The organism is Amycolatopsis sp. NPDC051371, from assembly GCF_040682155.1.
GTDB lineage: Bacteria > Actinomycetota > Actinomycetes > Mycobacteriales > Pseudonocardiaceae > Amycolatopsis.
In genome coordinates this window covers 65624-87649 of record NZ_JBFBAG010000031.1, presented here as the reverse complement: position 1 = coordinate 87649, position 22026 = coordinate 65624, and the positions used below count along the sequence as shown (strand labels likewise).

Here is a 22026-nt window from a genome sequence, read left to right as displayed (position 1 = left end):
CGCCGGATCACCTGGTCAGGTGGTCCGCGGCACCAATGCCACCAGGTACCGGCAGGGGAGTGACCCCGGGTTGGCGAACACCCGCTCCGGCGCGGTCCCCAGCTGCAGGCAGTCCCCGGCGTCCAGCTCGTGCACCTCGGTGCCCTCCCGGAGGCGCAGGTGCCCGTCCAGCACCCAGATCTGCTGGTGCAGGAACGCGCTCGCGAGCAACGGCACCTCCGCGCCCGCGGGCAGCTCGATCTCGACCAGCTCCAGCGGACGCCCGGCGGCGGGGGAGACCGCGCGCCGCCGGTACCCGGTGTCCGGATCCACCCACACCGGCTGCTCCGCCGCGCGCACCAGCCGCCGCTCGTCACCCTCGGCCCGCGCGATCAGCTCCGACAACGTCATCCCGAGCGCCGCCGACAGCTTCGCCAGCAACGCCGCCGTCGGCTGCACGTCACCCCGCTCGATCTTGCCGATCATCGCCCGCGACACCCCGGACGTCTCGGCCAAGCCGGCCGCCGAGAGACCTCGGGACGTGCGTGCCGCGTGCACGGTGGCGGCCAGGCGGGCAGTCAGGGGATCGGTCATGGGTTGATACTATACGACCACTTCTGGCTACCATAAGAGCCATGCTGATCCGAGAAGCTACTTCCGAAGACGCGGCCGCCTGCGCCGACATCTACACGCCCTACGTCACCGACACCGTCATCTCCTTCGAAGACGACCCACCCTCCGCCGCCGAAATGGCCCGGCGGATCGCCGAAGCCCACGCCTGGTTCGTCCTCGACGACGACGGCCACACCGCAGGCTTCGCCTACGCCCACCCCTTCGCCGAACGCGCCGCCTACCGCTGGTCCTGCGAGACGAGCATCTACCTCGAACGCGGCCGCCGTCGCACCGGCGCCGGCCGCGCGCTGTACGAGACGCTGTTCGAACGACTGCGCGAGCACGGCTTCTGCCGTGCCTTCGCGGGAATGACCCTGCCCAACGACGCGAGCGCGGGCCTGCACCGCGCGCTCGGGTTCGAACCGTCGGGCGTCTACCGCCGCGTCGGCTGGAAGCACGGCGCGTGGCGGGACGTCGCGTGGGTCCAGAAGGACCTTCATGCAACCAATGGTTGCGCTTCTCCGCCGGCACCGCTAACGTGACACGCAACCAAACGTTGCACAAGGAGCCGACATGGACTACGGAACCCTCGACCGCGAAATCCACATCGACGCCACCCCCGAAGTCGTCTTCGACGTCGTCAGCAGCCCCGAACACCTCCGCGAATGGTGGCCCGACGAAGCCGACTACCCCGCCGAACCCGGGGGAGAAGGCCACATCGGCTTCGGCGGCCAGCAGGTCCGGTTCACCGTCGTCGACGCCGTCCCCCCGAAACTCTTCTCCTTCCGCTGGACCCACGCCGAGGGGGAGACCGCCGCACCCGGCAACTCCTTCCTCGTCGTCTTCGAACTCGAACCCACCGCCACCGGCACCCGCCTCCGGATGACCGAAACCGGCTTCCGCGAACGCGGCTGGGACGAAGCCAAGATCGCCGCCGAGTACGTCGACCACGCCAGCGGCTGGGACCAGTTCCTGCCCCGCCTGCCCGGATACGCCGCCAAGGTCGGAGCCACCACCCCGTGAGCACCGCCGTGGACGACGACCTCTGGTCGGCCATCGGCGACCCCACCCGACGCCGCATGCTCGACCTGCTCCTCGCCGAAGGCAGCGCCACCGCCACCAGCCTGAGCGAGCACCTCCCGGTGACCCGCCAAGCCGTCGCCAAGCACCTCACCGTCCTCGACCGCGTCGGCCTCGTACACGCCACCGCCGCCGGCCGCGAAAAGCAGTACCGCGTCGACGAAACCCAGCTGGCCCGCGCCGTCGCCCAGCTCGCCGACGTCGGCGCCACCTGGGACGCCCGGCTCCGCCGCATCAAGCACATCGCCGAAACCATCCAGAAGAACCTCTGAAAGGACCGAAAATGGACATCCTGCACCGCATCGGCATCGAAAAGTCCACCCCGGACCAGGTCTACGAGGCGATCACCACCCTCGACGGCCTGTCCGCGTGGTGGGCGCAGAAAACCGTGGGGGACACCGAACTCGGCGGCGTGATCGCGTTCCGGTTCAGCGCCGGCGGCTTCGACATGAAAGTCACCGAACTCGACCCCGGACGGCTCGTCCGCTGGGAAGTCGTGGACGGACCGCAGGAGTGGGTCGGCACGACGATCCGCTGGGACATCGAGCAGCGCGGTGACTACACGATCGTCCTGTTCAAGCACGAAGGCTGGCGCGAGGCCGGGGAGTTCATGCACCACTGCAGCACCAAGTGGGCGATCTTCCTGATGAGCCTCAAGCAGCTCCTGGAGACCGGGGAAGGCGCCCCGGACCCGAGGGACGTGGCGATCAGCGACTGGCACTGAGATTACTTGACATAATGTACATTATCGGCACTTCGGGATGTGCTGTGGCAGGGAGCCGGGAGGGGCGTTGAAGCCGGGTTCCCGGGAGTGTCGTCCGGTTCGTCAGGACGGCTTCTCCTGAGGTTTCTCGTCCAGCGTTCCTGCCGTACTTGCCCTGGACACCCCTGAAGATGTCTCTCAGAGGCCACAGGAGCATCCCCTGAGGCCGTGGATCCGATGAGCCGCCACTCGACCTTAAAACGTCACGGTGACGAAACTATGGGTGCGAACCTGGGCGTCGAGTTGGCATTGGCGCAAGGATGACGCTGCAGTCTCTCTACAGCAGCCGGTCGTCGCCCCCGGACGCCTCAGGCCGCCCTCGCGGGCGCTCGAACATATGTGCGCATCCCCGCCATGCGTGTCAGAGGGGCGGATTAGAGCCTCAAATCGTCTCCGAGAGAGACCCGGATCCCCCGGAGAGGCTAACCCCGACTAAACCGACTTTTCATGCATAATGGCGATTATGCATGAAAAGTCGGGGACCCGGCGCCCGGAATTGTCGGTGGTGTGCTGTACAAGATCCACATGAAGGTTTCCGAGGCCCAGCAAGCCTTCTTCGCGGCCCGCCGGCCCCGCAAGGACTCTCCGCACACCACCGACGCCTACCGCCGCGACCTCGCCGGCATCACCACTCTCCTGGTTTCGGAGCTCGGCCGCCCGGCCGAAGACCTGGACGTCGCCGATCTGACCGGGCCCGCGCTGCGGTCGGTGTTCGGCGTGTTCGCCGACGGGCACGCGAAGAGCTCGGTGCTGCGCGCCTGGTCGACGTGGAACCAGTTCCTGACGTTCTGCGTGGCCGACGGGCTGCTGGAGGGCAACCCGATAGGGGCGGTGGCGCGGCCGCGGACGCCGGCGTTGACGCCGAAACCGTTGCGAGGTGAGGAAACCCCGGAGCAGCTGCTGTCGGCGGCGGCCGCCGGTTCGCGGCGCGCGCGGGACCCGTGGCCGGAGCGGGACGTGCTGGTGATCGCGCTGGGTCTGGTGGCGGGGTTGCGGGCGGCGGAGATGCGGGCGTTGACGGCGCGGTCGCTGGTGGGGCGCGCGGGTGAGCTGCGGTTGCACGTGAAGGGGAAGGGCACCCGGGATCGGTCGATCCCGGTGCAGCCGGTGCTGGCGGAGCTGATCGAGCGGTACCGGGAGTCGTGCCGGGTGCGGTTTTCGAGTGTGCGGTTCTCCCCTGGTTCGCCGTTGCTGCTGGACCGGGCGGGTGAGCCGATCGGGCGGGGTGCGCTGGAGTACCTGGTGAAGTCGTGTTATCGGGGGGCGGGGTTGCACGATCGGGTGCCGGCGGGGGCGAACCTGCACGCGTTGCGGCACACGTTCGCGACGAGGCTGGCCGAGGACGGGGCGACGGCTTCGGAGATCATGGCGTTGCTGGGGCACGCGAGCTTGGCGACGAGCCAGAACTACATCGAGGCGACGGGCCGGGAGCAGCGCGCGGCGGCGGCGAGCAACCGGACGTACCGGGCGTTGGACGGCTTGGGCTGACGTCCGGCCGGCGCGTGTGGTGTCTTGAATGAGTCATTCAGGTCTTCGGTGGTCTTGAATGAGTCATTTAAGACCACCGAAGCCGGGCGGGCCCTTCACGTCTGCCGGTCCCGTGTCCGGGCGAGCGTCAGCGGAGTTGTTCGAGGTCTTTCGCGGCTCGGGCGATGTCGTCGGCCAGGCCGCGCAGTTCACGGACGTCGGCGCCGTCGTCGGCGGCCGTCACGATGTCCTCGGCGGCGCAGCGGAGCTGGAACAGCCGGTCCTGGAGGGCGGCCACTTCGGTGTCGGACAGCACGACGGCGTCCTCGGGCAGGCCGCTTCGCTGCAGCGCCGTGCGCCGCTCGTAGGCGCGCTGGCGGCAGGACTGTCCGCAGTAGCGTCGTCGGCGGCCGACGTTGCCGCCTTCGGGGAGGCGTCGTCCGCACCAGCCGCAGTGCCGGGGCGCGCCGCGGCGTCCCGGCACGAGTTCGACGGGGGCGGGCTGGGCTAGTTCGGCGGCTTCCCTCACCCCGGAGACCCTAGCTGGCCACCGGTTGCTCATGCCGGGGTCATGGCGGAAGTGCACACTTGAGGGATGCAGGCGTCGTTTCCGTACCTGGCCGATCCGCTCCCCCGTGCCTTCGCCCACCGGGGGTGGCACCTCGACGAGCTCGACGGGCTCGAGAATTCGCTGCCGGCGTTCCGGCGGGCGTGTGCCGAGGGGTACCGGTACCTGGAGACGGACGTGCACGCGACGGCGGACGGTGTCGTGGTCGTGCACCACGACGCGAACCTCGATCGGACGACCGACGGGTCGGGGGCGATCGCGGCGCAGACGTGGGAGCAGCTGAAGAACGTCAAGATCGGCGGGAAGGCTCCGCTGTCGCGGCTGGAGGACCTGCTGGAGGAGCTGCCGAACGCGCGGTTCAACGTCGATGTGAAGGCCGATCGGGCGGTGGCGCCGTTCGTGGAGGTGCTGGAGCGGACCAACGCGCACGACCGGGTGGCCGCGGCGGCGTTTTCCGATGCGCGGCTGGTGCGGTTGCGGAAGCTGGCGGGGCCGAAGCTGGTGACGGCGATGGGTCCGCGGTCGGCGTTCGCGTTGTGGGCGCGGGGGAAGCTGCCGCTGCTCCCCCTCGGGCGGCTGGTGCTGGGTGCGATGGCGCAGGTACCGGTGCGGCAGGGGGCGCTGCGGGTGGTGGACAAGGCGTTCCTGTCGATCGCGGGACGCTCGGGCATCGAGGTGCACACGTGGACCATCGACGATCCGGCGGAGATGCGGATGCTGCTGGACCTGGGTGTGCACGGGATCGTGACGGACCGGCCGGACCTGCTGCGCGAGGTGCTGATCGAGCGCGGCACGTGGCAGCGGTCGCAGGAGCCGTGAGCGTCAGCGGGGCGCTTTGCCGTTCCAGGCGGCGTCCCAGGTCTTGGGGCCGAGCAGTCCGCTGTCCTTGATGCCGTTGGCGCGCTGGAGGTCGAGGACCGCGGTGCGGGTCTTGTCGTAGTAGCAGCCGGTGCCGGTGAAGCCGTAGCCGAAGGCGTTCATGCGGAGCTGGAACGCCTTGAGCGGGGCGGCGCAGTCGCCGTAGGCGTAGACGACGCCGGGCCACGGCGGTTTGCCGCTTGGGGCCGGCGGGGTGGGTGCGGGGGCCGGTCCGCCGCCGATGTAGGCGGAGTCGGCGTAGGTGGGGACGCGCTTGCTGCGGGCGTCGGCGTCGCCGGCGAGCTTGAGCATGCCGGCGCACTGCCAGGGCTGCCACCCGCGCATGCGGTAGAGGTAGAGGGCGCGGTAGTCCTGTTCGGCGGGGGCGGCCTGGTCGGGGCGGCCGTTGCCGCCGACGCTGCGCCAGGTGGGCAGGTCGAACTGGTAGGCGCCGTAGTAGCCGTTGCCGGTGTTGGTGGCGTAGCGGCCGCTGGACTCGCACATGCGGAGCTTGGCCCAGGCCGTCGGCGCGGGATCCGCGGAGGCGACGGCGGGGATGGTGAGCTGCAGACCCAAGGCGGCGATGGCGAGAAGCAGGGTTCTCGCGGCGGTGCGTCTCCGGTTCTGGATCATGCGAGCACAGTAGGAGCGTGTCCCACTGACCACAAGGGACACTCTGCTCGCCTGAGTCTCACACGAACCACTGTTCACAAAGGACTACGACACGCCGTGCCGCGCGGACCGTGAGTGCCCCCGGGAGTGGCGGATGATCGCGAAGCGACAAAGCGGACACGGTTGGGGTGGTCCGGTCCCCCGTGTGCCGGTGCCCCAGTAGTCTCCGCGCTGACCTGCTGGTTTTCGAGGTGAAGGAGCCGTGGATGACGCTGGCCGGGACGCGCTCGACCAAGCGCGAGCGCTGGGGCTGGTATTTCTACGACTGGGCCAATTCGCCGTTCTATTCGTCGACGACGACGGTGTTCGGCGCCCTTTCGATGAGCTCGATCGCGGCCGAGGACGCGAAGTCGAACTTCACCCTTAATGGGGACCGCGCGTGCCTCGACGCGGCCGGCAAGGCCGACACGCTCCACAACTGCGACGTGACGTTGTTCGGGCTGCACTTCCCCGCCGGTTCGGTGTGGGGCTACCTGCTGTCGGTGGCGACGGTCGTGCAGGTGCTGGTGCTGCCGATCGCGGGCGCGGTGGCGGACCGCAGCCACAACAAGCGGCGGATCCTGGGCGGGTTCGCGTTCCTGGGTGCGGCGGCCGCGGCGGCGATGTTCTTCCTGGCCGGTTCGGACTGGCAGCTGGGCGTGGTGCTGTTCATCATCGCGAACATCGGCTACGGCGGTTCGCTGGTCGTCTACTACTCGTTCCTGGTCGACATCGGCGGGCCGGACGAGCGGGACGACATCTCGGCGAGGGGCTGGGCGTTCGGGTACCTGGGCGGCGGGCTGGCGCTGGCGTTGCAGCTGGGGTTCTACCTCGGGCACGACGCGTTCGGGGTGAGCAAGGGCACGGCGGTGCAGATCTGTTTCTTGACCTCGGGGCTGTGGTGGGCGTTGTTCACCTTCCCCGCGGTGCGGGCGCTCCCCCGCAGGCACACGCCGGTCGACGTCGCCCCGGGGACGTCGGTGCTGCGGTCGGGCTTCGCGGAGCTGTGGCAGACGGTCAAGGCGGCGAGGGCGTATCCGTTGACGCTGGCGTTCCTGGGCAGCTACCTGGTCTTCACCGACGGGATCAACACGGTGGTGACGGTGTCGGCGCAGTACGGCAAGGACGAGCTGGGCTTCGGCAACGAGGTCCTGATCGTGACGATCCTGGTGATCCAGTTCGTCGCTTACCTGGGTGGCACGTTGCACGGGCTGGTGGCGCGCCGGATCGGGGCGAAGCGGACGATCCTGGGCAGCCTGGTGCTGTGGGTCGTGGTGCTGGCCGGGGCGTACTTCGTGCAGCCGAAGCAGCTGGTGCAGTTCCTCGCGGTGGCGGTCGGGATCGGGCTGGTGCTGGGTGGAACGAACGCGTTGTCGCGGTCGTTGTTCAGCCAGATGATCCCGGCGGGCAAGGACGCCCAGTACTACTCGCTCTACGTCGTGGGTGAGCGCGGGACGTCGTGGCTCGGGCCGCTGCTGTTCGCGGGGGTCGGGCAGGCGACGGGATCGTTCCGGCTGGCCATCATCGCGCTGGTGATCTTCTTCGCGGCGGGGTTGGTGCTGGTGTGGCTGGTGCCGGTGCGGCGCGCGATCGTGGCGGCGGGCAACACCCCGCCGGAGGTTCTGTAGCCCTGTGACGTGGCTCGTTCGGCTGTCACGCGCCCGTTGGGCCGGGCAGTCCTGGACGAGTGTCCAGACACCGATAGGGTCGGCTGTCGTGACCTTGTTGAACGACCGGGCGGCCGGTCCCGATCCGACCGATGCCCTCTCGTCGGTGCCCGCGGCCGGTTCGCGCCGCGGGACGCCGCCGGTGGGCAGGCTGAAGTTCTGCTACGGGCCGATGGACTGCGGGAAGTCGACCCTGGCGCTGCAGATCGACCACAACCACGCGCGGCAGGGCCGGCGCGGCTTGGTGCTGGTGCGCCACGACCGATCGGGTGCGCCGCAGATCTCGAGCCGGATCGGGTTGAGCCGGCAGGCGGTGGAGGTCGGCGAGGACACCGACGTGCGGGACCTGGTGCGGCAGGAGTGGGCGCGCGGGCAGCACGTGGACTACGTCGTGGTGGACGAGGCGCAGTTCCTCTCCCCCGGTCAAGTCGACCAGCTGGCGGAGCTGGCCGACGAGGTCGAGATCGACGTGTACTGCTTCGGGATCGCGACGGACTTCCGGAGCCGGTTGTTCCCGGGAGCCGCTCGTCTGTTCGAACTGGCGGACGAACTTCAGCCGGTTCAGGTGGAGGTGCTGTGCTGGTGCGGGCTCTCGGGACGGTTCAACGCGCGGGTCCTGGAGGGTGAGGTGGTGCGTGAGGGCGACACCGTTGTGGTGGCAGATACCGAACAATCCGTAGTTGAATCTTCAGCTTTGGCCGGTTTTGAGGCTGAAAACGCTACTGTGCGTTATCAGGTATTGTGTCGCCGCCACTTCCGATCGGGTGACTTGGGTCCCGTTACTGGTCGTCACGGTCAGTTACGGTTGACCTGACATGGGTGCCAGTAGCCCATCCGGGGGATATCAGCACTAAGAAGGCCGTATTGACGTCACGCCGAAGCGCGAAACGCCTCCTACTAGAGGAAGCTGATGCCGTTGGGTGACGCAGCTCATCGTGAGCAACGACATGGCAGCCCGGGAATCCTCGGGGGCCCCAAGTCGTTGCATAGGGTGAGCATCACCCAGGCTCCACCCGGAGCTGACTGAAAGGACCCCCATCATGGCCGACCGTGTTCTTCGTGGAAGCCGGCTGGGAGCGGTCAGCTACGAGACCGACCGCAACCACGACCTCGCCCCACGCCGCACCGTGCGCTACGCCTGCCCGAAGAACCACGAGTTCGAGGTGCCGTTCTCCGACGACGCCGAGATCCCGACGGTCTGGGAATGCCGCCTGCACGGCAGCGAGTCGGAGATCGTGGACGGCGGGCAGCCCGAGCAGAAGAAGGTCAAGCCGCCGCGCACCCACTGGGACATGCTGCTCGAGCGGCGCACGATCCCCGAGCTCGAGGACCTGTTGAACGAACGTCTCGCCGAGCTGAAGGGCCGGCGGACCTCCCGGTCCGCGTAAAGCCCGTGAGCGTCGGCCCGTAGCCACCGCTCCCACCACAACGGAAGGCCCCCGCCACCTCCCCCGGCGGGGGCCTTTCGTATGCCCGGACCCGTGTGCCCGGGTCAGTGGCGCCGGCGGAACGGGCCTCGCAGTGCCGCCGACTGGAGCAGCATGATGGTCTTCGCGTCCGCGATCTCCCCCGTCTCGATCATCTTCAGGGCGTCGTCGAAGGGCAGCTCCAGCACCTCGATGTCCTCCCCCTCCTCGGCGATGCCGCCGCCCTCGCCGCGTTCGGCCGGGTCGTAGGGCGCCGCGTAGCAGTGGAGACGCTCGGTCACCGAGCCCGGGCTCGTGTAGACGTCGAACACGTGCTCCAGGTCCCCGATGCGGACGCCGGTCTCCTCCTGGGCCTCGCGGCGGATCGCCGTCTCCGGGTCGTCGGCGTCGAGCAGGCCCGCTGCCGCCTCGACGAACATGCCGTCCGGGTGGTCGTTGACGTAGACCGGGTAGCGGAACTGGCGCGTCAGCAGCACCGTCCCGCCCTCGAGGTCGTAAAGCAGCACCGTGGCGCCGTTGCCGCGGTCGTAGGTCTCCCGCTGCTCGGTGGTCCACCGGCCGTTGCCGTGCTGGTAGTCGAACGTCGTGCGGCGCAGCACGTACCAGGCCGACGACAGCACTTCGACGTCGGTGATCCGGACCCGGGGGTTGCGGGTCAGGCTTGTCGATGAGGTCATGCCGCGACCATAATGTGCAAGACTCGGCAGAAACAAGGAGGACTTTGCATGTTGGTCGGCGAACGCCGTGAACTGCTGCTCGCCCGGCTCGCGGCCGAGGGCAAGGTGCTGGCGAAGGACGTGGCGGCCGAACTCGGCGTCTCGGAGGACAGCATCCGCCGCGACCTGCGCGACCTGGCCGCCGCCGGGCTATGCCAGCGCGTCTACGGCGGCGCGTTGCCCGTCTCCCCCGCCGTCGCCGACTACGCGAGCCGCACGGCGATCGCCGTCGACGGCAAGGACCGGGTCGCCGCCACCGCCGCCGGCCTGATCCGGCCCGGCTCGACCGTCATCCTCGACGGCGGCACCACGACCCTGGCCGTCGCGAAGGCGCTGCCGCACGACCTCGAGGCCACCGTCGTCACCCACAGCCCGACCGTCGCCGTCGCCCTACTCGACCACCCGAACATCGAGGTCTTCCTGCTGGGCGGACGCCTGTTCCGGCACTCCGCGGTCACCTGCGGCGCCGCCGCGGCCGAGGCCGCCCAGGCGATCAGCGCCGACGTCTTCCTGCTCGGCGTCACCGGCGTCCACCCCGACGCCGGGCTCACCACCGGCGACGCCGACGAAGCCGCGATGAAACGCACCCTGGCCCGGCGTGCGGCCGACACCTACGTGCTGGCCAGCGCCGAGAAGCTCGGGGCCGCGTCGCGGTTCACCGTGCTGCCGTTCGCCGACATCGCCGGCGTCATCACCGACGCCGACGACTCAACCGTGCAGGAACTTGCAGCGCGCGGCGTGCAGATCCTGCGGTCGTGACCTCGACGTACCACTCGCGGCCCGCCACCACCGCGAACAACGGCGCCGGCAGCCACACGAGCACCCGCAGCACCGCCGCGAGCCGCCCGGTGCCGCGGACGTCGGACACGTGCGCGGCGAGCGCCGCCTGCTTGCGTCCGGCGAACCGCCGCACGTCGAAGCGGTGGGTGACGGCCGAGGCCGGGCTGCCGGCGTGGTCGAGCGCTTCGGCGTCGTACGGGAACGGGATCCGCAGCGCCCGGACCACCCGGACGAACCGCAGGGCGAAGTCGCGGGGAACCGTGGCCTCCAACAGCCGCGTCCCGGTCAGCCGGGCCGCCCGCCGCGCGACTTCGTGGACTTTGAGGTGGTCGCGGTGGCCGTAGCCACCGTTGGCGTCGTAGCCGAGCAGCAGGTCGGCCTTTTCCTCGTGCAGCAGCGAGGCGAGCCGGTGCGCGGCTTCCTCGGTGTCCGCGCGGGCGAAGCGCTGCCGGCCGGGCGGATCCGAGTACAGCTCGGGCCCGTGGCCGCTGTCGGCGTACCCGAGGTGCACGACGCGCCGGACGCCGAGGATCGCCGCGCTCGCCTCCAGTTCCCGCCACCGCGGGGTCGGGTGCTCGGCGGCCATGCCGTCGGTGGCCACGACGACCACCACCCGGTGCCCGTCGGCCGCCGCGCGGGCGAGGGTGCCGCCGCTCAGCAAGACGGGGTCGTCGGCGTGGGCGTGGAAGGCCACGATGGTCGTCATCGGCCCCATGATGGCCGATGACGGGAGAAGACGGCATGAGTGAGCACCGGGTCCGGTTCGCGGCGCTGTTCGACGCCGAGGTGCGGCCGCACAACGAGCGATTCCGGACGGCGGCCGCGGTGAAACCCGGCGAGGTCGTCCTCGACGTCGGCTGCGGCACCGGCGAGTCCACCCGCGAAGCCGCCCAGGCGGGCGCGACGGCGCTGGGCGTCGACGTCTCGGAGCAGGCGATCGCCCGAGCCCGCGTGCTCGGCGGGGCGAGTTTCGAGGTGGCCGACGTGCAGACCCGCGCGTTCCCGCCCGCGGCGTTCGACGTCGTGCTCAGCCGGTTCGGGGCGATGTTCTTCGCCGACCCGCCCGCGGCGTTCGCCAACCTCGCCCGCGCGTTGCGTCCCGGCGGGCGCCTGGTGCTGCTGGTGTGGCAGGAGCGGGCCCGCAACGAGTGGTACTCGGTGCTGCACGACGCCGTGGCGCCCGGCACCACCCCGCCGCCCGCCGGGCCGCACTTCTCCCTCGGCGACCCCGCGCACACGCGAGCGCTGCTCGAGGGCGCCGGCTTCGGCGACGTCGAGTTCACCGAGCTGCGCGACCCCGTCTGCTACGGGCCCGACGCCGCGACGGCGTGCGAGTTCGCCCTCGGTCTCAAGGACGTCCAGGAGCTGCACCCCACCGAGGACGCCCCAGCCCGCCTGCGGGCCGTCTTCGCCGCGCACGAAACCCCGGACGGCGTGCTGCTGGGCGCCCGGACGTGGATCGTGACCGCGCGGGTCAGCCGCGCTTGATCAGGCGGCGCAGCTGCTGCCAGCGGCGCTCCACACCCCAGCTGGCCACCCGCAGGAAGGCCTCGCGGATGATCGAGCCGTCCATCTTCGACTCGCCGATCTCGCGCTCGGTGAAGGTGATCGGCACCTCGACGATCTCGAACCCGGCGTCGGCGGTGCGCAGCGTCAGGTCGATCTGGAAGCAGTAGCCGTGCGAGTTGACCTCGTCCAGCGCCAGCTTCTCCAGCACCGGACGGCGGTAGGCGCGGAACCCGGCGGTGATGTCACGGGTGCGCATGCCCAGCGCGACCTGCGAGTAGATGTTGGCGCCGCGCGAGAGGACCTGGCGCTTGAGCGGCCAGTTCACCACCGCGCCGCCCGGCACGTACCGCGAGCCGATGGCCAGGTCGGCCTCGCCGACCGCGTCCAGCAGCCGGGGCAGGTCCTCGGGCGCGTGCGAGCCGTCGGCGTCCATCTCGACGATGGTGTTGTACTCCCGCGCCAGGCCCCAGCGGAACCCGGCGATGTAGGCGGCGCCGAGGCCGGCCTTCTCGGTGCGGTGCATGACGTGCACGTGGTCGTTGGCGGCCGCGCGCTCGTCGGCGAGGTCGCCGGTGCCGTCCGGGCTGCCGTCGTCGACCACCAGGGCGTGCACGTCCGGGAGTACCTTCTGCAGGCGATCCAGGATCGGGCCGAGGTTCTCCCGTTCGTTGTACGTCGGGATCACCACCAGCACCGGCTCGATTCCCCGGGCCCCCCGCGGCGCCTGCGACATCCGTGCTCCTCCGATATCCGCGGCGGTCAGTCCGCCGCTTCCCCTGCCGTGCCGGCGCTGCCGCGCCGGGTGCGAAAACGGAGCACGAGCCCGCCGGCCACCCCGGCGATCGCCAGTGCCAGCAGCCCGTACTCCGTCCACGCACCGAGTCGATCCGACAGCGTAGTCTGCGTCCGCAACGGGACGCGCCCGACCAGGGAATCCGCGGTGAAAAGGCCCGTTGAGCTGGTAACCGTCCCGTCGGGGGCGACGATCGCGCTCACTCCTGAGACGGCGGACACCACGACGGCCCGGCTGTGTTCGACCGCCCGCAGCCGCGACATGGCCAGCTGCTGGACGCTCATCTCGCTCTCGCCGTACCAGGCGTTGTTGGTCGGCACGACCAGCAGTTCGGCGCCGTCGCGGACGGCGTCGCGGCCCGGGTAGTCGAACGCGGCCTCGTAGCAGACGAACGTGCCGACCTTCGTGCCCGCGACCGCCATGGCCTGGTTGGTGCCGTCGCCGGGGACCATGTCGACGGTCTCGGTGTCGAGGAACGGCGTGACGAGCTCGGCGAGCTTGCGGGCGGGGACGTACTCGCCGAAGGGCACCAGCTGCTGCTTCGCGTAGCGCTGCCCGGGCCCGGCGTGCGGGTCCCAGACGATGACGGAGTTCTGCAGGTGCCGGTCGGGCAGTTCGTAGATCGCGCCGATCAGCGCGGGCACGCCGAAGTTCGCGACGAGCTGGTCGACCTGCGGGTCGGGTCCGGTGACGGTGGTCGCGCTCTCCGGCCACAGCACCAGGTCGGGCTTCGGGACCTGGCCGGCGTGGATGGCGTCGAGCAGCCGTTCGCTCTCGGCGATGGTGTTGCTGCGCAGGACGTCCCGTTCGCCCTGCAGCGCGAGCCCGATGTCCGGCGCGTTGCCCTGCACGGTCGCGACGGTCCGGTCGCCGTCCTGCGCCGCGGTGCCGATCGTCGGCCACAGCGCCAGGCCGGCCACCACGGGCAGCAGCGTGCCGGCGGCGGCGAAGGCGGCCGGACGGGTTCGCAGCGCGGCGGTGAGCGCCTCACGGCCGTCCCAGAGCCGTCCGAGGAGGGCGGCGAGGCAGAAGCCGGTGAGGACGACGGCGAGGCCGACGAGGGGCGCGCCGCCGATCGAGGCCAGCGGCAGGAACGCGCCTTCGGGCTGGCTGAAGGCGACCCGGCCCCAGGGGAAGCCGCCGAAGGGGAACCACGCGCGGGGCGTCTCCAGCGCGATGAACACCAGCGCCGCCCACAGCGGCCCGGCCGGCAGCCGGGACACCAGCGTGATGAGGCCGCCCGCGAGGCCGTAGTAGAGCGCCAGCGCGAACGACAGGCCCAGCCACGGCCACGGCCCGAAGTCGGGGCCGAGGAAGTCCAGCAGCCACGTCAGCAGCGGGAGGAAGAACACGAACCCGAACGCGAAGCCGTAGCCGAACGCGCCGCGGAAGCTCCGGCGGCCGCGCAGCACGAGCGCGAATCCGGCGAACGCCAGCGGCGCGAGCCACCACAGCGGGCGCGGCGCGAAGCTGAGGTAGTAGGCGAACCCGGACACCAGCGCGGCGGCCAGGCGCAGCAGCCAGGCACGCGGGAACCGGCGGGTGCGGGCGGGTTGGTGCGGGGCGCCCGGTTCGGGGTCCGCCACGGTGACTGCCACGGGTGAGAACTCTAGGTGATGGCGTCGTGGAGGACTTCACCCGCGCGGACCGTGCGCAGGCAGTGCGGCAGCGCGGCGTCCGGTTCCAGGCGCGGCAGCGGTGGCACGCCGGCGCGCGGGTCGGTGGACCAGCGCTGCACGCGGCTGTCCGGGGTCGCGACGACGAGATCGGTCGCGTCCCAGATCGCGTAGTGGGCCGGCGCGCCCGGAACGAGGCTGCCGGTGATCCCGTCGTTGACGCCGGCCGCGCGGTGCCCGGCGCGGGTGTGGGCGGTGAACGCCGCCCGCGGCGACAGACCGGAGCCCGGGGTGCGGTGGTAGGCGGCGGCGCGGACGCTCGCCCACGGGTCGAGCGGGGTCACCGGCGCGTCGGAGCCGAACGCCAGCAGGACACCTTCGGCGGCCAGCGTGGAGAACGGGTTGAGCCCGGCCGCGCGGTCGGTGCCGAGGCGTTCGGCGTACATGCCGTCCTCGCCGCCCCAGAGCGCGTCGAACAGCGGCTGCATCGAGGCGACGGCGCCCCAGCCGGCCAGCAGCTTCGCCTGGTCGGCGGTGACCATTTCGAGGTGCTCGAGCCGGTGGTGGCGGGCGGCGAGCGCGCGCTGCCCGACCTCCTTCTCGGCGAGCCGGAAGCCTTCGATCACTTCGGCGACGGCGGCGTCGCCGATGACGTGGAACCCGGCCTGCAGCCCGGCTTCGGTGCAGGCGGCGAGGTGTTCGCCGATGCGGTGCGCGTCGAGGTAGAGCGTGCCGGCGCCGGCGTGGTCGGCGTACGGCGTCGTCAGGGCGGCGGTGTGGGAGCCGAGGGCGCCGTCGGCGAACAAGTCGCCGGCCAGGCCGCGGGCACCGAGCTCGCGGGCGGTGTCGATGGCGCCGAGTTCGCCCCAGTAGCCGACGACCTCGGGGGTGTCCGGGCCGGCGAGGGCGAGCAGGGCGGCGAGGTCGTCGCGGCCGGAGATGTCGGGGCCGGCGCATTCGTGGACGCCGACGATGCCCTGGGCCGCGGCCTCGGCGAGGAAGGCGCGCTGGGCGCGTTCGCGCTGCTCGGGGGTGATCGCGGCGCGCACGGCCGCGCGGACGGCGTGGTGGGCGGCGCGGGTCAGCGGGCCGTCGGGCGACCAGCCGTCGGCGGCGCGGGCGGTCGGAGCCAGCTCGACCAGCGCGGTGGAGACCAGCGCGGAGTGGACGTCGACGCGGCTGAGGTAGACGGGCGCGTCGCCGGCGGCGGCGTCGAGGTCGGCCCGGCTGGGCAGCCGGGAGTCGGTCCAGGTGCTCTCGTCCCAGCCGTGGGCGAGCAGGACCTGACCGGGGACGACGGCGTCGCGGACGCGGGCCAGCAGCTCGGCGCCGGAGCGGACGCCGGTGAGGTCGAGGCCGCTCAGGTGCAGGCCGGTGGCGGTGGCGTGGACGTGGGCGTCGACGAAGGCGGGCGCGACGAACGCGCCGTCGAGGTCGACGATCTCGGCGCCGGGGTGCAGCGTGCGGGCCGGGGCGTCCTGGCCGACCCAGACCACGGTGCCGCCGGTGACCGCCATCGCCGTGGCGTCCGGGCCGGCGGGGGTGTAGACGCGCCCGCCGAGCAGGAGCGTCGTGTGTTCGTCCGTCACGCCCTCGAGTCTCCCCCGCGAGGCAGTGCCTACTGCACCTGGGGGAAGGTAGGCCAGCAGGCAGGAAGATTTACTCCGTGAGAACGTTATGACAGGATATTTTAACGCATTCCCGACGACTAGGAGTACAAGTGACTGCGATCCAGGAACCTGTGACGCCTGCCGCCGCCTTCGACCAGCCCTACGAGTACGCCCGCGCCGAGCTCGTGGAACCCGACTGGCGCCGCTTCCCCGGCTGGCACGGCGTGACCGACGCCGAGTGGCGCGACGCCCAGTGGCAGCGGGTGCACTGCGTCCGCAACGCCAAGCAGCTGCGCGCCCTGATGGGCGACCTGCTGGAGGAACGCTTCTACGACGACCTGCTCGCCGACCAGCGCGAGCTGGCGACGATGTCGATGCTGCTGCCGCCGCAGATGATCAACACGATCGCGCCCACGGCGGGCACCGACCCGGCGAAGGTCACCGAGGCGTTCTACGCCGACCCGATCCGCCGCTACATGCTCCCGGTCAAGAGCGACCGCGACACGACGTGGCCGAGCCACCCGCACTCGGAACGCGACTCGCTGCACGAAGCCGAGATGTGGGTCGTGGAGGGCCTGACCCACCGCTACCCCACCAAGGTGCTCGCCGAGATGATCTCGACGTGCCCCCAGTACTGCGGCCACTGCACCCGCATGGACCTGGTGGGCAACTCGACCGAGCAGGTCGAGAAGCACAAGCTCTCGCTCAAGCCGGTCGACCGCCAGGACGCGATGATCGCGTACCTGAAGAAGACCCCGGGCGTCCGCGACGTCGTGGTCTCCGGCGGCGACGTCGCCAACGTGCCGTGGCCGCAGCTGGAGTCGTTCCTGATGCGCCTGATGGACATCGACACGGTCCGCGACATCCGCCTGGCGACGAAGGCCCTGGCGGCGCTGCCGCAGCACTGGCTCCAGCCGAAGGTCGTCGAGGGCCTGGAGCGCGTCGCGGTGACCGCCCAGCGCCGCGGCGTCAACCTGGCGATCCACACGCACGTGAACCACGCCCAGTCGGTGACCCCGCTGGTGGCGGAGGCGGCCCAGACGGCGCTGAACGTCGGTGTCCGTGACGTGCGCAACCAGGGCGTGCTGATGCGCGGGGTCAACGCGACGCCGGCGCAGCTGCTGGACCTGTGCTTCGCGCTGCAGGGTGAGGCGAACATCCTGCCGTACTACTTCTACATGTGCGACATGATCCCGAACGCCGAGCACTGGCGGGTGTCGGTGCACGAGGCGCAGGAGCTGCAGCACGCGATCATGGGCTACCTGCCGGGGTACGCGACCCCGCGCATCGTCTGCGACGTGCCCTACGTCGGGAAGCGGTGGGTGCACCAGCTGGCCGACTACGACCGCGAGCTGGGGATCTCCTACTGGACGAAGAACTACCGGACCGGCATCGAGCTGGACGATCCCGAAGCCTTGCAGCGGCGGTACCCGTACTACGACCCGATCTCGACGCTGCCGGAGGCCGGCCAAGCCTGGTGGAACGCCCAGCCCCGGTCCTGACCCGGACAGCCGGTGGGTGCACGGCTCGCAGTTGCTCTCTGTGAGCCGTGCACCCCACCAGACGATGGGCGGCTCAGAGCGGCCTCGTTCGCGCCCAGAACGCGGTGAGTGCGGCCGCGACCGGGCGTGGGTCCTGTACCGGCCACCAATGTCCGACGGCGAGCTCGGCGATTTCGGCGCCGGCCGCCTCCGCGGCCGCGCGATGCTGAGCGACCGTGCCGCTGGGGGCGGCGTGGTCCTCGAGCGCCAACAGGGCGAGACCCGGGCGCTGAGCTGCTTTGGCGAGGTCCCGTCCGGCGTCGGCCATGACCGGTTGCACCGCCGAGCGCAGCAGCGACAGCACCGCCCGCGCCATTTCGCCGTCGAAACCCGCCGCCACGCGTACAGCGGTCGGACCGGTCATCCCCAACTCCGCGATGACGGACAGCCGTTCCTCCAGAGATCCGCAGAACAGTGCCTCGACGGACTGCTCGCCGACCCCTTCCTGCTGCCACACCTGCGCCCGGCGATGCCAGACGTAGTCCGGCGCGTACAAACCGAGTGCGTCGGAGGCCCAGCTGTTGAGCAGGTCGGGCCTGGTCATCGCGACCTGCACGACGTGCGCGCCGCCCCAGTCGTGTCCGACGAGGTCGACCGGCCGGTCGAACGTCTCGAGCCGGGCGATCAGCCAGTCGCGGTAGCCGGCGACGCTCGCGTCGAACGCCGCGGGAAGCGGCACACCGAAACCCGGCGGCGAGAGCGTGATGGCATCGACCCGGCCGAGCTCGGCGAGCAATGGGCCCCACACGGCGGCGTTCTCGGGGTTGCCGTGAACGAGGACGAGCGGGGGTGTCGTGTCCGTCATGCGAACCATCCTGCATACTTGCGTGCATGAATGCAAGTAAGTTCGGCACGCGTCTTCCAACACGGACGGCGACCGTCAGCCGGGGGCGGCGAAAGCGGTACGCACCACACGGACCGCCTCGCCGGTGACGGATGCGGCGTCGACTTCCGGCGAGGCCGCCAGCTGCACCGAACAGCCCCGCACGATCGCTATCAACAGCGCCCCCGCCCCCTCCGGGACGGCGTCGCCCACCACCGAGCCATCGGCGATCCCGCGCGCGACCACCTCGGACAGCCACCGCCGGAACTCCCGGTCACGTTCGGCGAACAGCGGGGCCACGACCGGGTCCGCGGCCAGGGCCTCCAACCACAGTTGCAGGAACGCCCGCGTCGACGGAGCCCGCCGCGAGACCACCTCCAGGTAGGTCTCCACGATGCCGACCAGCTGCTCGAGCCCGTTCCCCTCGTACGCGGGCAGCTCCATCCGCTGCACCTTGTCGAGGACGGCCTCGACGAGCCGCTCCCGACTGCCGAATTGGTGGTAGACGATCCCCCGGCTGTAGCCGGCGGCCTTGCCCACCTGTGCCAGCGTGATCCGGCGCGACCCCGAGGTCGCGATCAGCTCGGTCGCCGCGTCGACGACGCGCCGCTCGGTCTCGGCGCGGCGCTGCTCCTGAGTCCGCCGGCCCGCGTCGTCGGTCAACGGTGACTCTTCAAGGGCGGGGCGGACTCGGTGCAGCCGGGTCCACAGGGGCACGACAAGATCACGCGCCTCATTATGCCGGGACCACCGGATCAGCGACTGACACCGTCGTCCCGCACTCGGCCTCCCCCGTCCGACGGGCACTCATAACCCGGCCGGAGTCCACTGGCGGGGATCGCTAGTCGAGCAGGAGCGGCGAAGGCAGGTTCTGCCCGGGGTGCATCCGGAGCAGGCCGTGCACCACGCCGGCCAGCCCGGACATCAGGCTCGGGGAGAACGCCTCCCGCGCCAGGCCGCCGACCGGGCCGCGCTGCTCGAGGCTCGTCAGCAGCTCGGCGTCGATCTCGTCGCGGTCCGGGCCGTCCCACGCGGGATCGGCGAGCCGGATCGCGTCCAGCACCTCCCACAGGCCGATGTCGCCGTGGCACAGGGTGTGGCTCCAGCCGAAGCCTTCGGCGGCGCTCGCGCGGGCGGCGCGGACCGCCATCTCGAGCCGCCTCGGGTCGCCGGTGCGGCGGTGCAGGTCGAGCATCGCCAGCCCGATGCCGGCGCTGCCGTGGCACCAGCTGGTGAAGAAGTCGTCCTCGCTGCCGATCCGTGCGTCGAACCAGTTGCCCGCTGCCGGCCGGTAGAGCCATTCCTGGTAGGCGAACGCCCGTTCGGCGAGCTCCCGCCAAGCGTCCCGTTCCGCCGGTGTTCCGGCGTCGCTGAGTGCGAGCCGCGTCAGCGTCCAGCCGATGCCGGTGGCGCCGTGGGCGAACCCGCCGATGCCCTCGGGGTTGAGCCGGGTGGGCCAGCGGGCTCCGTGGTCCTCGTGCACGGCCAGCTCCACCAGGCGGTTCCCCACCGCCGCGGCCACCGACAGCCACTCCGGCCGGCCGGTCGCGGCCAGGTCGAGCAGCGGGACTCCCGCACCTGCGACGCCGTTGAGCAGGTCCACCTCGCGGTCCTCGGCGATCATGCGCCCGTCGGAGAACTGCCCGGCCCGCTCGGCGGCCCGCTCCGGCAGCCAGTCCCAACCCAGCACGCGGTGCAGCGCGAGCCACGTCCACACCTGGGACGCCACCCCGCTGAACGCCCCGGCCGACGGCGTTTCGGTCAGCTCCTCGACGCTCTTGAGCACCCGCAGCGCGCCATCGAAGCATTCCTGCACCCCGGGGACCTCGTCGGCGCGTCCGGCGCGGACTTCGGCCAGGTACTCGGCCAGGGTCAGCACCACGCCGCCCTGGCCGGTGTAGAGGTCCGCCGGCAGCACCCGGATCGACCAGCCCGCCGGGGTGAACACCGGGCTGACCCAGGTGACCGTCCCGTCCGAGCCGCGCACCGCGCCGTCACACAGCTGCCGGACCAGTTTCGCGGCCAGTGCGCGGCGGCGGCGCTCCCGGTCCCGGCAGTGCGGGTCGCGGGCCGGGTACTGGCGGCGTGAAGGCAGGGTCCGCTCGTTGAGGTAGGCCCCGACCAGCGCGTCCTGGATGATCGACTCCTCGAAGGGCAGGTCCGCCCCGCGCCAGTCGGCCACCGATGCCTCGATCGCCGCGCGGTCCACCTCGAAGCTGAACAACGGGACGTCGCCGGCCTGCAGGTCGGCGATCTCCGCGTCGATCGTGGCGAGGTCCTGCGGCGCGCCGTGCAGGACCTTCGCGTTGCGGAGCAAGATGTCGCGCCCTCGCTCGATCGCGGCCGGCTCGTCGTGCAGCGACGCCGGGTGCCACAGCATCCGGCCGATGTCGACGTAGGCCTGCGTCGGGCGCAGGATCCGGCGGGCCTCGACGCCTTCGAAGTGCCGCAGCAGGTGAACGGCGTCCGCGCCGGGGCGGGTGTCGAGCCGGTGCAGGTGCGCGGTCATCTCGCGGAAGCCTTCGACCACGCGGTCCCAGTGGGCGTGCAGCACCGCGGTCGGGCTGGGGTGGTTCCCGGCGGTCGGCATCTCGACCAGGTCGACCTCCAGGCGCGCCGCGGCCGTGCCCGCGCCGGCGATGACCGGCGCCGGGATGCGGGGCTGCTGTCCGGGCAGCGCGCCGAGCCCGGAGATGTCCACTCCGCCGAGCGCGTACCCCGTGCCGCGCACCGGAAGCAGTCCCGTGCGCAGGACCGTCCGGCGGATCGCGGCGGTCGCGACGTCCACGGCGTCACCCTGACCGCCGGCCGGGAACTCCGCGGGTGCGTCGAACAGCGTCTCGGCGTCCACGATCACCGGCACCGGGCCCGCGGCGATCATGTTCTCCGCGTGCATGTCGGTGCCCCCGCACAGCCGCAGGACCGCGAGCCAGTGCCCGATGTTGCGGTAGAAGACGCCCAGTTCGCGCTCGTCGGCGCAGTAGCGCGACTCGATGAAGTCCGCCACGCGTAGCCGTCGCGCAGCAGCACCGGTGGCACCCGGATCCGCTCGGCCGGCGCCGGTGCGTCGGGGAAGTCCTCGCAGGCGTCCCGGATCAGCGCCGCGAGCGCGACGTCGATCGCCGAATTCCGCGGCTTGTACATGATGGTTCCGTCGCCGACGTCGACCCGGCTGACCGTCAGGCCACCCCGGTGCGTGTCACCGCGGCCGAACGTGACCGCCCGCAGGGGGCCGCGCAGCGCGTCGGCGAACAGCGGGCGGTCCGCGGCCAGCCGCGCGGCGAACCCGGCGACGGCGGCGACGGACAACCGCGCCACCTGCTCGATCCGCCGGGAAAGGACCGGGTACCGCCCTTCGAGGCTGGTCAGGTAGTCGTCTCGCATCGCGTCTTCGATGTACTGCGCCCAGGTCGCGGCGTCGTCCCCGGTGCCGCCGGCGGCCAGCCGCCGGGCGTGCAGTTCGATGAGGAACACGCGGGACACTTTCGCGTGCAGCGAGTGGAGCAACGCGTCGACCCCGGCCGCCAGCACGACGGTGCGCTCGTCCGGCGTCAAGCCGGGAATCG

The 22026-nt window shown here is 71.3% G+C and carries 22 protein-coding genes and 1 pseudogene; 12 read left to right on the top strand and 11 right to left on the bottom strand.

All coding sequences use genetic code 11. The features are described from left to right. Positions 1 to 15: 15 nt before the first annotated feature. Entirely contained in the window at positions 16 to 573 is a 558-nt protein-coding gene (locus AB0M59_RS32980; RefSeq protein WP_364623153.1) for an XRE family transcriptional regulator, read from the bottom strand. A gap of 41 nt (positions 574 to 614) precedes the next feature. On the opposite strand from AB0M59_RS32980, the gene AB0M59_RS32975 reads away from it, so the two are divergent. From AB0M59_RS32975 to AB0M59_RS32955, 5 genes are all read left to right on the top strand, one after another. Continuing rightward, the gene (locus tag AB0M59_RS32975) at positions 615 to 1133 is read left to right on the top strand and encodes an N-acetyltransferase family protein (protein ID WP_364623150.1); all 519 of its coding nucleotides are present in this window, start codon (positions 615 to 617) and stop codon (positions 1131 to 1133) included. Between the two features lie 31 nt (positions 1134 to 1164). Further along, positions 1165 to 1614, top strand: coding sequence for an SRPBCC domain-containing protein (locus AB0M59_RS32970; RefSeq protein WP_364623148.1), 450 nt, complete (start codon positions 1165 to 1167; stop codon positions 1612 to 1614). After that, positions 1611 to 1943, top strand: coding sequence for a metalloregulator ArsR/SmtB family transcription factor (locus tag AB0M59_RS32965; RefSeq protein WP_364623145.1), 333 nt, complete (start codon positions 1611 to 1613; stop codon positions 1941 to 1943). Before AB0M59_RS32970 ends, AB0M59_RS32965 begins: the two co-directional genes overlap by 4 nt. Positions 1944 to 1954: 11 nt before the next feature. Next, on the top strand, positions 1955 to 2395 hold the full coding sequence (locus AB0M59_RS32960) for an SRPBCC domain-containing protein (RefSeq protein ID WP_364623142.1): 441 nt from the start codon (positions 1955 to 1957) through the stop codon (positions 2393 to 2395). 546 nt (positions 2396 to 2941) lie between these two features. Next, positions 2942 to 3922: a tyrosine-type recombinase/integrase gene (locus tag AB0M59_RS32955; protein WP_364623139.1), complete on the top strand. Its 981-nt coding sequence runs from the start codon at positions 2942 to 2944 to the stop codon at positions 3920 to 3922. 127 nt (positions 3923 to 4049) lie between these two features. On the opposite strand, the gene AB0M59_RS32950 is transcribed toward AB0M59_RS32955, so the two are convergent. Continuing rightward, complete coding sequence (locus AB0M59_RS32950) at positions 4050 to 4430, bottom strand: hypothetical protein (RefSeq protein ID WP_364623136.1); 381 nt, start codon at positions 4428 to 4430, stop codon at positions 4050 to 4052. A 66-nt stretch (positions 4431 to 4496) separates the two neighbouring features. Here AB0M59_RS32950 and AB0M59_RS32945 point away from each other — a divergent pair, with 66 nt between their 5' ends. Further along, entirely contained in the window at positions 4497 to 5288 is a 792-nt protein-coding gene (locus AB0M59_RS32945) for a glycerophosphodiester phosphodiesterase (RefSeq protein WP_364623134.1), read from the top strand. Positions 5289 to 5291: 3 nt separating this feature from the next. Here AB0M59_RS32945 and AB0M59_RS32940 read toward each other — a convergent pair whose 3' ends face one another. Next, the gene (locus AB0M59_RS32940) at positions 5292 to 5960 is read right to left on the bottom strand and encodes a transglycosylase family protein (protein WP_364623131.1); all 669 of its coding nucleotides are present in this window, start codon (positions 5958 to 5960) and stop codon (positions 5292 to 5294) included. Between the two features lie 245 nt (positions 5961 to 6205). Here AB0M59_RS32940 and AB0M59_RS32935 point away from each other — a divergent pair, with 245 nt between their 5' ends. The 3 genes from AB0M59_RS32935 (at position 6206) to AB0M59_RS32925 (ending at position 9033) form a co-directional block, all read left to right on the top strand. Then, on the top strand, positions 6206 to 7606 hold the full coding sequence (locus tag AB0M59_RS32935; protein ID WP_364623129.1) for an MFS transporter: 1401 nt from the start codon (positions 6206 to 6208) through the stop codon (positions 7604 to 7606). Positions 7607 to 7694: 88 nt separating this feature from the next. After that, positions 7695 to 8459 carry a thymidine kinase gene (locus AB0M59_RS32930; protein WP_364623127.1) on the top strand — a complete coding sequence of 255 codons (765 nt, stop codon included), beginning with the start codon at positions 7695 to 7697 and terminating at the stop codon, positions 8457 to 8459. 226 nt (positions 8460 to 8685) lie between these two features. Beyond that, on the top strand, positions 8686 to 9033 hold the full coding sequence (locus AB0M59_RS32925; protein ID WP_003081521.1) for an RNA polymerase-binding protein RbpA: 348 nt from the start codon (positions 8686 to 8688) through the stop codon (positions 9031 to 9033). A gap of 104 nt (positions 9034 to 9137) precedes the next feature. On the opposite strand, the gene AB0M59_RS32920 is transcribed toward AB0M59_RS32925, so the two are convergent. Continuing rightward, positions 9138 to 9749, bottom strand: coding sequence for an NUDIX domain-containing protein (locus AB0M59_RS32920; RefSeq protein ID WP_364623125.1), 612 nt, complete (start codon positions 9747 to 9749; stop codon positions 9138 to 9140). A 48-nt stretch (positions 9750 to 9797) separates the two neighbouring features. Between AB0M59_RS32920 and AB0M59_RS32915 the strand changes: the two genes are divergently transcribed. Further along, positions 9798 to 10547 carry a DeoR/GlpR family DNA-binding transcription regulator gene (locus tag AB0M59_RS32915; RefSeq protein WP_364623123.1) on the top strand — a complete coding sequence of 250 codons (750 nt, stop codon included), beginning with the start codon at positions 9798 to 9800 and terminating at the stop codon, positions 10545 to 10547. Here AB0M59_RS32915 and AB0M59_RS32910 read toward each other — a convergent pair. Further along, positions 10480 to 11274 carry a PIG-L family deacetylase gene (locus tag AB0M59_RS32910; protein WP_364623120.1) on the bottom strand — a complete coding sequence of 265 codons (795 nt, stop codon included), beginning with the start codon at positions 11272 to 11274 and terminating at the stop codon, positions 10480 to 10482. The two genes, AB0M59_RS32915 and AB0M59_RS32910, sit on opposite strands and share 68 nt — an antisense overlap. A gap of 35 nt (positions 11275 to 11309) precedes the next feature. Here AB0M59_RS32910 and AB0M59_RS32905 point away from each other — a divergent pair, with 35 nt between their 5' ends. Further along, positions 11310 to 12056, top strand: coding sequence for a class I SAM-dependent methyltransferase (locus AB0M59_RS32905; protein WP_364623117.1), 747 nt, complete (start codon positions 11310 to 11312; stop codon positions 12054 to 12056). On the opposite strand, the gene AB0M59_RS32900 is transcribed toward AB0M59_RS32905, so the two are convergent. The 3 genes from AB0M59_RS32900 to AB0M59_RS32890 are packed head-to-tail and all read right to left on the bottom strand — an operon-like array spanning position 12043 to position 16075. Then, a complete protein-coding gene (locus AB0M59_RS32900) occupies positions 12043 to 12810 on the bottom strand; it encodes a polyprenol monophosphomannose synthase (protein ID WP_364623114.1) in 768 nt (255 codons plus the stop codon). The two genes, AB0M59_RS32905 and AB0M59_RS32900, sit on opposite strands and share 14 nt — an antisense overlap. A 26-nt stretch (positions 12811 to 12836) precedes the next feature. Continuing rightward, a complete protein-coding gene (gene lnt, locus AB0M59_RS32895) occupies positions 12837 to 14468 on the bottom strand; it encodes an apolipoprotein N-acyltransferase (RefSeq protein WP_364623111.1) in 1632 nt (543 codons plus the stop codon). A gap of 11 nt (positions 14469 to 14479) precedes the next feature. Next, positions 14480 to 16075, bottom strand: a complete 1596-nt coding sequence (locus AB0M59_RS32890; protein ID WP_364623108.1) for an amidohydrolase family protein — start codon at positions 16073 to 16075, stop codon at positions 14480 to 14482. Between the two features lie 131 nt (positions 16076 to 16206). Between AB0M59_RS32890 and AB0M59_RS32885 the strand changes: the two genes are divergently transcribed. After that, positions 16207 to 17598, top strand: coding sequence for a lysine 2,3-aminomutase (locus tag AB0M59_RS32885; RefSeq protein WP_364623105.1), 1392 nt, complete (start codon positions 16207 to 16209; stop codon positions 17596 to 17598). 73 nt (positions 17599 to 17671) lie between these two features. On the opposite strand, the gene AB0M59_RS32880 is transcribed toward AB0M59_RS32885, so the two are convergent. The 3 genes and pseudogenes from AB0M59_RS32880 to AB0M59_RS32870 form a co-directional block, all read right to left on the bottom strand. Continuing rightward, positions 17672 to 18442 (bottom strand): alpha/beta hydrolase, encoded by a 771-nt coding sequence (locus AB0M59_RS32880; protein WP_364623102.1) that lies wholly within the window; start codon positions 18440 to 18442, stop codon positions 17672 to 17674. Between the two features lie 75 nt (positions 18443 to 18517). Next, positions 18518 to 19123, bottom strand: coding sequence for a TetR/AcrR family transcriptional regulator (locus AB0M59_RS32875; protein ID WP_364623099.1), 606 nt, complete (start codon positions 19121 to 19123; stop codon positions 18518 to 18520). A 178-nt stretch (positions 19124 to 19301) separates the two neighbouring features. Further along, positions 19302 to 21844, bottom strand: a pseudogene (locus tag AB0M59_RS32870) (type 2 lanthipeptide synthetase LanM family protein). Positions 21845 to 22026 lie beyond the last annotated feature (182 nt).